The organism is Candidatus Neomarinimicrobiota bacterium (assembly GCA_016784545.1).
GTDB lineage: Bacteria > Fidelibacterota > UBA8477 > UBA8477 > JABMPR01 > JABMPR01.
On record JADHUM010000012.1, the window covers coordinates 19,304 to 31,208 of the forward strand.

Consider the following 11,905-nt stretch of genomic DNA (forward strand, 5'->3'; position numbering starts at 1 on the left):
CTATCGTTTTCGCACAAAACATTCTTTGCGTACTCAGCGCCCTTTGCGGTTAGCCTGTTTATCATTTAATTATCGTCTCGATCTGTTGTCTCAGGGCAGCCATTGCCACATTCCCGATGGCTTGATGATGAACCTGACCCATAAGCCATTTTATATCCTCTCCTGATTTATCTTCTGATGTATTTGCCTGATACTTATCATACAGAAATTCTATTGGAGCGACAATTTCAGTCATGTCTCGTTGCTTGAAATGGATACTGGTAAGCACAGAACTGAATTGCATATCAGGAAATTCATAGATCACAGGCATCATGTATTTAGCGATTCCTGGTTCCAGCTGCTTCTCCTTGATATAGCGAAACAGCTCATAAATTTTCTCATAGAAGAAGTTTTTATGCACTTCGTATTTTCCCTCAATGTTTTTGAAGGTATGCCCCAGAAATGATCCAATGAATTTGTGCGAATACCCATAATCCTTACAAATCTGCTCGATGAGGGGGACCATGTTTTTGCTCAGGAGGTATTTCCAGGTGTCCTCAGGTATGCCCCACGCTTTCATCTGGGCATAGCGATCAGCAATGTCCGGAGGTAGATTTTTTCCAAGCCCGTCAATGAATTCTACGGTCAGGGGAATAGGTGCTGAATCCGTATCGGGATACATACGATCACTTCCCGGGAGAACTCTTTCAAAAATGGTGGTGCCATCTGGAAGCGATTTCCGAGTTTCTTCAGGAACACCTTCAAAGGACATTCGAATTCGTTCTTCCACGGTTTCCAGGGCCGTGGGGATGTCCTCTGCTGGTCCCCAGAGCACAATCTGTGCATCGTTTTTGTTAGCTCCCAGCCACTTTGAGATATTGCCTAACTCTTCATCACTCAGGAGTGGATCAAGGCTTTCAGAATGGGTCATATTGGGTCGTTCAATACAGGCGATGACCTTCAAGCGATGACTAATTTCATGGGCAAAATGGTGCCCGGGCTGTAAAAAGTGAGAGAGAATTCCCTTCAGTTTTGGAAGGTTTATGGCGATGACTTTCATTCTCTGATTCAGCTTTTCTCTCAGGGGAGATGCCAACAACTCTGGCATGGAATAGTCGATCTCTTTGTGGCTCATTTTCCATTTATTTTGTTGAATACCCCGATCATGGATGAGCGTCTTAATGTTGAGCAGCGCCCATTGGCGGAAGGCTTCATTGTGTGAAAGCTCTGGAATCCATTTGTTGTGGGCCACCCCTTTTATTTCGACCCTGCTGCCACCAGCACAACTCACATTGACATCTTCGCGCCCAGCACCCATTCCAGTACGGACTTTATCTGTGCTGCGATTCAAAAAACGGATGTACTCAGCTGCTTCAGCCAGCTCATCTGGTGTTTCCATATCGGGATGGGTCACGGTTTCGATGAGGGGCATACCGAGACGATCGGTTTTGTAAATCCGCTCATGACCAACATCAGAAATTTCACGGCATGAATCTTCTTCGATGCTGAGCTGGATGAGACGCACTTTCTTATTTTTTAGTTGAATCTCTCCCTCGACGCCAAGAATGGCCGTTCGCTGGAAACCGGTTGGGATACTGCCGTCCAGGTACTGTTTTCGGGTGATGTGGACTTCACCCACAATATTCAGTTTGGAGAGGAGTGATATTTTTATGGCAATTTCCAAAGCCTCTGGATCAATGTGGAAGGGGGGTGTATCATCAACTTCATAGGTACAGGCATTCCTGTTGTTGAGACGATAGGTGATGTTTTTACGGGTCTTGAATTCCATAAGGGCCGTACCATCATATTCACCTAATTCACTCAGGGTGGGACGCATGTGGCGGATAACTTCAGCATCAAAATCATCATCAGAATGGTAGATACCAGCTGGACAGCGGCAGAACAGCTTACTTTTTGTTTTGAGTTGTTGATGAACTTCCAACCCTGATTTAAAACCAATCCGTTTATAGTCTTTTGGTTTGGCTTTTTGGCGCTCCACATAACCAATGGCTTTACGGGTCGCCTCATAATTTTTTAATGCTTCAGTTTGTTTCATTATCATCAATTATCCTATTACCAGACTATTCTCGAACGGTATCAATCAAAGCATGGATAGTGCCATTTTCACTGATTCATGAAGGGAAAGAAGATAAAGGGGGACGCGAGTGATTCAATAAGATGTTATCAGATGTTTTTGAAAGTTCAGCAGGCCGATCTGGGCTCACGGCGATTATCCGATAACCCAGTGCAATCATCTCAGCCTCTATTTCTAACAGGTGACCCAACTGTAAATTGCAGTATGGTCACCAGCCCCCGCGATAATAAATCAATAAGATCGGTTGGTTTTGGAGGAAGTTGTATAAATCTATGGATTGGTGTTCTGTGTCGGTTAGCTGAAAGTGGGGGAATGGATCGCCGATAGCAGGTGATTCGTTGATTTCCGATACAGATTCTTGAGCACAGACACAGGTGGCCATAAAAGCAGTCAACAGAACTGAGAGGATGTAAGATTTTGGAATTTTAAACATGGGGTCTCCGTTATTTATAGCTATCCTAAAATAGGTGGTCCCCGAATTGAAAATGTATTCTACGCGACATTTCTAATAAGACAAAGGGGATGTCTCAGAGCCTTCGATGGCCCCCTATTTTGTTTTTTCTCCGGTATACACCCGTCTCTGCTTGTTGAGCTACACCGGGCAGGCGGATTTTCACCGATAGGAACAGTCAATGGTTACCCAAACAGATGTGTTTTGGATTGTATCTTGCTGAATTGTCTGCATCTCAACATAGACCCGGTTTACTCTATACCTCTATACCTTCGACCCTACAAGAAGAGGCCGCCCCTTTGGGACAGCCTCTTTGATAAAAAAATGAACGACTCGTGAATATTTAAGCGTTTTTCAGTTGCTTCCTTTGTGCCCGTCGAATTCCTAGGTCTGCAAGGAGACTGTAAAGAGAGGGCACTACAAACAAAGTGAGGAAAGTTGCTGCTGTCAATCCACCAATCACAGTGATGGCCATGGGAGCACGCATCTCGGCACCTTCACTTCCGTCTAAAACCATGGGGAGCATACCAAAAATAGTGGTAAGGGCAGTAATGAGAACGGGGCGAAGTCTTGTGGAACCAGCTTCAATGATGGCAGCGGTTGCCTCGACTCCCTTCCGTCGTAACTGATTGATATAATCCACTAACACAATGCCATTATTCACCACAATTCCTGTAAGCATGATGAAACCGATGAAACTGGTAAGACTGATGGTGACACCGGAAACAAGAAATCCAATAACAACACCAATCAATGCCAGAGGTATGGTAACCATGATGACCAGGGGGTGAATCAGGGACTCAAATTGTGATGCCATGACCATGAATACGAGTAGGATAGCAAGGGCCAGAGCCTGGCCTAAAGTAATGAAAGTATCAATCATTTGCTCATATTGACCCCCGTATTCCACAAAATACCCATCAGGTAAAGTCGCCTGAATGGGTTTGAGGATTTCGATGATCTCCTCCATAACCGATCCCAGATCACGATCCAGAATGCTGGCGCTCACCAGCACCACGCGACTCTGATTGTCACGGACGATCTTTACCGGACCCTCTTCCCTCGTAATGCTGGCCACCTGGGCCAAGGGAATTTGTGTTTTCATGGGGGTTGTCAGTTTGATCTGCCCGATATCGCGAATAGAATTGCGCTGATCTTCCTGGAATTTTATCCGCACATTGGTTTCGTCACCGGCAAAGCGATAGCGGGTGGCTACCTGACCCAGAGTAGAGGCCTTAATGGTATTGGCTACTTGCCCTGATACCAGTCCCATGCGGTTAATTTCTTCTCGATTCAGAGCAATGTGATATTCAGGTTTGGCTTCTTCCATGGAAGATTTGATATCAGTAACGCCTTCGATGTCGGCAATGATGGCTGCTACTTCCTTGCTGATCTCTTCCAGGACTTTAAAATCTTTCCCGAAAACCTGGATCTCCACATCGGCTCCGCCGCCACCCATGGCTGCTCCAAAGTCAATACTCTGGATAGTAACATCACGCATGGCTGGAATTTCACCACGAATTTTTTCACCGATGGAAGTGGTTGAAAGTGATCTTTCCGATTTTGGTTTCATGGCCAGCATAATCATACCTTCATGAGAACCCGCATTGGCCATATCACCACTCTGGCCGCGATCTTCTTCATTGACGCCGTTTGATACAATCACGGTTTGGACAGCATCTTCTGAAAGGGCGATTTTTTCCACTTGTCTCACGGCCTGGTCTGTTTCTTCCAGGGCGGACCCTACAGGCAGCTTGATCTTCATCATGAGCATGGCTTGATCCATCTCAGGCATGAATTCAGTGCCAACCACTGGAATCAGGGCCATGGAAATAATAAACAACGTTGTGGCAGCTCCCAGGGTCTTCCAGCGATGCTGGAGAACCACAGTAAGCGCTGCTGTATAGACAGCTCTTAAACGGACGATCCAGGATTTATCTGCCTTGAGGGTGTAATCTACCTTGCTCCTCGGTTTGAAAAAGACAGAGGCAATCATGGGCACCATGGTGAGTGAAACGAAGAGAGAAGCCAGCAGTGAGAAGGAAATCGAAAGGGCGAGACCTCGCACCAACTGCCCAGCCGTGCCTGAACCCATGGCCATGGGCAGAAATACTGCCAGGGTTGTCAGTGTAGATGCGGTAATGGCCATTCCAACTTCTGAAGCGCCCAGGCGGGCAGCCTCCTTACGGCTTTTGCCTTCTTCAAGATGGCGAAAGACATTTTCAATAACCACGATGGCATTATCCACCAACATGCCTATACCCAGTGCCAATCCTCCCAGCGTGAGAAGATTCAAGGTGTAGCCCACAGCATAGAGGGGTATAAAAGTAACAATAATGGAAACGGGGATGGCGACTCCCACAGCAATGGTGGGGCGAATATTTCTCAGGAAAAAATAGATCATGAGCATGGCCAGAACACCACCCAGCAGTGCGGTTCGGCCCGTACTGTTTACCGTGAGCTTCACACTGGCGGACATATCCATGCCGATGTGCATCTCAATATCTTCAGGTAAAACCTGTTGGAGTTCAGCGAGTTCAGCCTTTACAGCATTGGCAACTTGAACTGTGTTTGCTCCGGATTGTTTGGTAACAATCATCATGACGCCGGGTTTGGACTGGACCCGCATTTCAGTGCGCAGATCAGAGACGGTATCTTTTACCTTCGCAATTTGCCGAAGCTTAATGGGGTTTCCAGTTGGGGAAATACCCACGACCAAATCTTCAATCTCCCTGAGAGAGGCAAATTCGGCCCGGGTGCGCACCAGATAATCCATGTGATCTTCGACGATGCGGCCAGCAGGCATATTGAGGTTTTCAAAACCAATCATCTGGATGACCTGATCCAGTGTAATTCCTGAGGTTTCCAGGGCATGTTGATCGATTTCAACCTGAATTTCTCTAACCTCAGGAGATTGAACAATGACAGAGGCCACCCCTTCGATACGTTCCAGGCGATACCCCGCGGTTTCGTCCATATATTCGGCCAGTTCATTCAGGGGTCGTTCTTTACTGGTGACACCATAAAAAAGCAGGGGCAGAGCAGACATGTCAAATTTCATGACCAGGGGTGTCTGAATGTCGTCAGGCAGGAAGTCTGCAAACATAGCCAGCTGATCCCTGAGATCCTGGGCAGCAAAATCGAGATTTGAGCCACTCTCAAATTCTACGGCAATCATGGACATGCCTTCCACGGTGGTGGAGACAACACCCTTCACACCGGAAACTGAAGCGATTGCCTGTTCAATGGGTTTTGTAACGATTGACTCAATATCTTCGGGGCTGGCGCCACCATAAACAGTGACCACAGACACCATGGGGAATTCAACATCTGGGAGCATGTCCAGGCCCAGTTTGGTGAAGGAAATGATACCACCCAGGATCACAATCAAGGTGATCATGGTGACGGTGATCTTACGATCGACGGATAGATCAACAATTTTCATAGCTGACTCCTAGTCCTCTATCTGGACAAGACTGCTGTCTGTAAGGATAAAGGCTCCACTGGTAACATATTGCTCCCCCTCTGAAAGACCAGAACCAATGATCAGCTCTTCCAGACTCTCCTGAAGCACTTCAACATCGCGTTGATAGGCGATGTTTTCCTCAACAACGAAGATGTGGGATCCATTAATGACAGAGTTCCGGGGAACCACCATGACATTTTCAATTTCCTCAATGGATATATCCACCTGGCCAAAAGTTCCGGCACGCAGGTTGCCGGTGCGGTTATCGAACTGGCACTCAACAAAAAATGTTTTTGACAGGGGGTCAGCTGCCACGCCTACGAGAGTAACCTTACCTGGAACCGCTTTATCCAGATAGCCCACTTGTAAAGTGGCATTTTGACCTTTCTCGATGCTCATAATTTCCTGAGAAGTAATCTGCAGCTCGACTTTTATGGAAGAGACATCTTGAAGTGTAAAAACAGGCATCATCACAGCGGGACTGAACAAGTCCCCCTTGTTGAAGCCTTTTTGCGTGATCACACCGTGAAAAGGAGCCCTTAGCGTTGCCTTGTCGAGTTGCATTTTAAGCAAATCCAGACCAGCGTTGGCTTGATTCTTTTGTGCCTGGGCTGCATCCAGTCCCAGTTTCATTTTTTCATATTGCTGTTGGGATACTGCATTTTCGCTGTGCAGGGTTTGAACCCTTTCCCAGTTTTTCTGTGCATCTACCAGGTTTGCATTTGCTACTGACAGGCCAGCCTGGGCTTGTTTGTACTGAAGGGACATCGTGCTGATATCCATTTGGACCAGCCATTGTCCTGCATTGACAAAGTCTCCTATCTGTACATAGAGCGCTTCAATCTTTCCAGGAATTTCGGGGATGATTCTAGCAGTCTGGATGGCAAGAAGTGACCCATTATAGGAGAGTGAACTAACAAAAGTTTGGGATCGTGCTGTATCTACCTGAACGGGAACTGCTTTTCTAACCCAGTCTTCACTGGCTTCAGTGTTTTCATCCTTATTGCAGCCCATAAAAAACATGATGATGAGACTGAGTATAATCGTGGATTTAAGAAATTTCATTGAGAGATAACTCCTTGCTTGTGGAGGGGTTCGCCGATGACCTTTTTGATGCTGGCTTCAGCGAGTGTGTAGTTGAAAAGAGCCTGTAAATAATTTGCCTTGGCTGCAGTTAAATTGATTTGAATCTGATTGGCCTGCAGGTTGGTGATGGTGCCTTCCCGAAATTGAATTTTTGCCAGACGGGCTGCTTCTTCAGCCTGCCCCACTGTTTTTTCCTGGGAAAGTATATTTTTTTCCGCTTCCATGAGACTCAGGTAAACCTGTTCAACTTCGAAGAGGATACCGTCTTTCATGGCTTCATAACCATGATTTAATTGTCGCTGAGCTATCTTTGCCTGACGGACTTTGGAATAGCGTGTACCCCCACTAAAGATTGGATAGCTAAAACCAACCGCCACCATATAGCTGTCATTCCAATCGTCATAAATGTCAAGATCATTTCCTGATTTTGAATAGGAATAACTCAGGGCTATAGCGGGCAGAAAGTCAGATCGGGCCATATTCACATTTAATGAGCTCAGGGATTTTGAGAGTTCCATTTGATGAACCTCAGCTCGGTTCGTCAATGCCTCAACTTTGAGTTGATCAATATCGTATTGCCCTGGATTGTACGACATCACATCGCTGAGCAAAATTTCAGTTTCTGCTTCTACACCGAGGAGCATCTTTAAGCCGGCATGTGCCATAGCTACACCATTCTCGGCCTGGGTCTTTTGTGGTAGGAGGTTGGCTGCCTGTACCTCGGCTTGCAGAAGGTCTAATTTGGATATCATACCCTGCTCATACAACAACTTGGATATCTCATAAAACTCTAGAGCTGTGGCATAGCCCTCTTCAGCGACTGAGAGAAATTCTTTGGTTACCAGCATCCCGAGATAGGCCTGGATGACATTAAAGGAGAGGTTATTCCTTTCCTGCTCATATTGGGATTTGACAAGGGTGGCCCCTTTTGAAGCCATAAGAGTTCCCAATGCGATTTTTCCACCGGTAAACAGGGGTTGAGTGACCCTCACATCATATTGATAGTCCATGGTGAAGTCCAGCTCCAAGGTTGCTGGGGCACCGGGGGCTGCAAAAGGATTCTGGATGACTTGAACCTTCTCATCCATGATGCGGGTCCCCTGCAGATTTACTGAAGGTAGGGCGGAGCCAATCGCTTGATAGAAGCTCTGTCTGGCATCATTGATTTTTTCCTCGGCAATTCGGATATTTGGATTCCGTTCCAGTGCCAGTTGAACACTTTCCTGGATGGAAAGCTCCATCTGATTTTGTGCTCCCAGCATGGCAGGAAGTAGCAGAATAAGATTAAATTTTTTCATTTGTAGATATTCCATTTATGAAAAGGGTGGTGAGTTGTGATTTCACATACTCCAGGTCAATGGCTTCGGCAGCCATCAGCCAGGATACCAAATGAAGATTCACTGAACCGATGATGCTGCCAGCTAGGATGATTGCCTGTACCGGAGTATCATCTTTCATTCCTTTTTCTAATGCTTGAGAAATCTGATCTATTTGGGAGTGTTGCTTCTGGATAAGTTCTTCTCTGAGCCCTGAATTTGAAGTATGCATGACTTTCCCCTGTTCGGTGATAAGCAGTTGAAAGTAGTGCTTGTTTTCTGTGAAAAACCGGAACTGTGCATCGATAAGGGCAAAAATTTTACCCTCAATATCTTTTGAACTCTTGAGATCAGCCAGGAGGGTCGCCGAAAATCGATCCATTTTTTCTAGTAAAATGGAGAAAAACAGGTCTTCCTTATTCTTAAAGTAAAGATAGAGAGTACCCTTGCTCCAACCGCATTCTTCGGCGACGGTTTCCATGGTTGTGGTGTGATATCCCTGTCTTGCAAAGATCTGTTCGGCTGTCTGTAAAATCTCCAGCCGATGTTGCTCTTTACGTTGTTCTCTTTTTTCTGAAGCTATCATTTAAACGTATCTCCATTATTTCTGACCGGTCAGCAATATATTGACTGACCAGTCACAAAAAAGGATTATCGGACCAGCTGAGATGAATTTTTAAGAATATTTTTCTAATACTTAACCTTTTCTCGTTAGCGCTGTCTAACTATTTTAACTGTACTGGAATAACATTTTTAAAGGAAGAGTTTATGCATCGAAGTAACCGCAGAAAATTGTATCTGATATTGATCCTCTCTCTCTTAACGACAAGTTTCCTTGTGGCACAGGGACACGGCGGACCAGGGGGTCCCGGTGGCCCTCCAGGGGGCGGACATGGTGGCCCAGGAGGGGGTGGTCACGGGGGAGGCTGGGGTAATCATGACAGCACCGGAACCGGTGGTCCTGGCGGTGGTGGATGCGATAGTACTGGACACGGCGGTCCAGGGCATGGAGGACACCATGGCGGTGGACATGGACATTGGGGTCATGGTGATAGCACCTCCTATGATAGTATTGATGTGAGTGGTGTGATCAGCACATTCATCGACACGGTGCGTGCTGGTGGAAGACACGGCCGACGGGATAGTAGCATGGTTGAGCGTACTGGCTATTTACTTGATGTAGATGATGACGCGGTTGCAGATTATCGTATCGTGCGTTTAAGAGGACTGGCACGCCATGATTCAAACTTTGTTTTTCCTGTGGACGGAGATCAGGTCGACGTATCTGGTTTTCTGGTACCATCTGAGGAAAACCTTGATAGAATAATTGTACGAGATCTCATGATTGGGGGAAGTGATCTATTTGGAGCACTGCTATCTACCAATCCTACGATGACAAATGTTCAGCATTCATTGCAGAGCAGAAATTACCCTAATCCATTCAACCCAAGCACCACAATCGAGTTTGTCCTGGAAACTGCAGGACATGTTTCCTTGAATATCTATGATATAACAGGTGCGAGGGTAGCCAGTCTGGTGGATGAACGGTACAACGCAGGGCTACATTCAATTCAGTTTCACCCTGGAACCTTGAGTGCTGGAACCTATCTCTATGTACTGGAATCTGGTATGCAACGTGAGGTCAAGCGCTTGGCTTATCTGAAGTAATCAATCCTAGACGTTTAGTAAAAAAGCCCGGGTACGTTTATCTGGGCTTTTTTTGAAGCATAAAAAAGGCTCCATAATTGGAGCCTTTTCGATGCGTCAACCAGACGAAGGAAGATTGACTATTTTATAAGCGTTAATTTTTGAACATCCATCCTATCGCCACTGATAATACCCACCAGATATAGACCGGAGCTGTAACTACTCATATCGAGTTGAAGATTGTGATTTCCAGCTGATAGCTGTCCTTCGCGAAGTATAGCTAGCTCTGTCCCGGTGATGGAGTATAGAGCAATTTTAGTCTGCATCTGCTCTGGAATCTCGTATTGGATTGTGGTGGTTGGATTGAAGGGATTGGGATAGGTCCCAGTAATTCTGAATGCCATGGGAAGACCAGAGGCGATTCTGTCGGTGCTAGAATATGTCAGCACCTCAATCCAATCTGAATTGCCCACAGGATTTTCAGCTCTCAGACGATACTCCCATTCTAGGCCATTGGCAAAATAAACGTCGGTATCTGTAAACATGGCTTCTGCAGAATCAGGATAAGCTAGAGTCGACCACTCGCCAGTTGAATCGGCAATAGTCACCCTTCTTTGTAGATGATATGAAAATTCATTATTGGTTGGATCATCTGTCCAGGTCAATTCAATTCTTGAGCCATCTTCATCATTATAGAGTTCTGACATAAGGTCTGTTGGAGCTGTAGGTGGAATGAATTCGAGAATAAAAGGGGTGAGAAAACCAGCCAATCCAAATGCCGTTCCAACGATGATTCGTCCATCATTGGTGATATCAAATGCATAATCGAAGTACCAATCTGCGAACTGATCTTCCAGGCCGAGATTTGCCAGACTATCTTTCAGAAAGATGATTCCACTTTCTGGAGTATAGATAATGGCATCGCTCATGGGTGAAGAAAGGTTTTCCCGGGCAAACCCAACAATAGTTCCGTCATCTGTAATTGCACTGGGGTATACCCCAGATCCTAATAAGTCATATCCCTCCATTACTCCAAGTTCTACAATTCCAGTTTCTTCGGACCAGATGAACAAGCGATTTGGCGAGATACCACAGATCAGCTCACCGTTGGGACTGACGCCATAAGCTTCACCAACTACCTCTGGGTAATACCCACCCAGCGCCCCTAGAAAAGTTAGATCATACTCTCCTGTGGTATCATTACGAAACCAGGCGTGAGCTGCCCGATCGGTATACTGGCCTTCTAGCTCCATTGAAGCGAAGCCAACAATGACAGATCCATCAGCACTCATATCATTGGGTCTACTGCTATGCTCCAGGCCATAATCGGGGAGATATTCACCATCAGGATCTTCTGGTGTCCAGAGGAATGCTGTCGTGCGGTAATTCGGTTGCCAGGCCATGCCTGATATGATCATGGTGTCTGCTGCAATGCTCCATGCGGATGAATAATACCCGGAATGAAAGAGCTCCTGCTCTTCGATGGGTCCAATGATGACCCACGCTTCACCATCTGGTTCGTGGTAGGCTGCAGCCACGACATCGGTCAAGCTATCACCCATCATCATTGGAAAAGCAGCAGTACCCACTACCACACCATCATCGCTCATCCCTCGGGCATAACCGCCGCCCAGGTGTCTTGTTCCCCCATCAGGCGTCCAACTGAATGCTCCCGGGAAATAATAGCGACCGCTAAAAAGGGTTCCATCTGAGTTGACGTACGCCATACCGCCACCCCATTGACTTGGGAGGTCATCGACGGTGGTAAATCTCACAATCTCCGGGTCGTCTGCGAAAAGTGCAGATGTGAGGATCATGAGTGAGATCAGAAAATGCTTCATATTCATTGTATCTGGGTCCTCTAT

General features: G+C 46.4%; 8 protein-coding genes. 1 reads left to right on the forward strand and 7 read right to left on the reverse strand.

What is annotated here, in order from left to right:
- Nucleotides 1-61: 61 nt before the first annotated feature.
- From gatE to ISR87_04325, 6 genes are all read right to left on the reverse strand, one after another.
- Nucleotides 62-2,038: a Glu-tRNA(Gln) amidotransferase subunit GatE gene (gene gatE, locus ISR87_04300; protein ID MBL7024656.1), complete on the reverse strand. Its 1,977-nt coding sequence runs from the start codon at nt 2,036-2,038 to the stop codon at nt 62-64.
- A 244-nt stretch (nt 2,039-2,282) separates the two neighbouring features.
- On the reverse strand, nt 2,283-2,507 hold the full coding sequence (locus ISR87_04305) for a hypothetical protein (protein MBL7024657.1): 225 nt from the start codon (nt 2,505-2,507) through the stop codon (nt 2,283-2,285).
- Between the two features lie 361 nt (nt 2,508-2,868).
- A complete protein-coding gene (locus ISR87_04310; GenBank protein MBL7024658.1) occupies nt 2,869-5,970 on the reverse strand; it encodes an efflux RND transporter permease subunit in 3,102 nt (1,033 codons plus the stop codon).
- Between the two features lie 9 nt (nt 5,971-5,979).
- Nucleotides 5,980-7,056, reverse strand: a complete 1,077-nt coding sequence (locus tag ISR87_04315; protein MBL7024659.1) for an efflux RND transporter periplasmic adaptor subunit — start codon at nt 7,054-7,056, stop codon at nt 5,980-5,982.
- Nucleotides 7,053-8,375, reverse strand: a complete 1,323-nt coding sequence (locus tag ISR87_04320) for a TolC family protein (protein MBL7024660.1) — start codon at nt 8,373-8,375, stop codon at nt 7,053-7,055. Before ISR87_04320 ends, ISR87_04315 begins: the two co-directional genes overlap by 4 nt.
- Complete coding sequence (locus ISR87_04325; GenBank protein MBL7024661.1) at nt 8,362-8,979, reverse strand: TetR/AcrR family transcriptional regulator; 618 nt, start codon at nt 8,977-8,979, stop codon at nt 8,362-8,364. The genes ISR87_04320 and ISR87_04325 overlap by 14 nt, the downstream gene beginning before the upstream one ends.
- A 182-nt stretch (nt 8,980-9,161) precedes the next feature.
- Between ISR87_04325 and ISR87_04330 the strand changes: the two genes are divergently transcribed.
- A complete protein-coding gene (locus tag ISR87_04330; protein MBL7024662.1) occupies nt 9,162-10,061 on the forward strand; it encodes a T9SS type A sorting domain-containing protein in 900 nt (299 codons plus the stop codon).
- 119 nt (nt 10,062-10,180) lie between these two features.
- Here the strand turns inward: ISR87_04330 and ISR87_04335 are convergent, their stop codons facing one another.
- Complete coding sequence (locus ISR87_04335) at nt 10,181-11,887, reverse strand: T9SS type A sorting domain-containing protein (GenBank protein MBL7024663.1); 1,707 nt, start codon at nt 11,885-11,887, stop codon at nt 10,181-10,183.
- Nucleotides 11,888-11,905 lie beyond the last annotated feature (18 nt).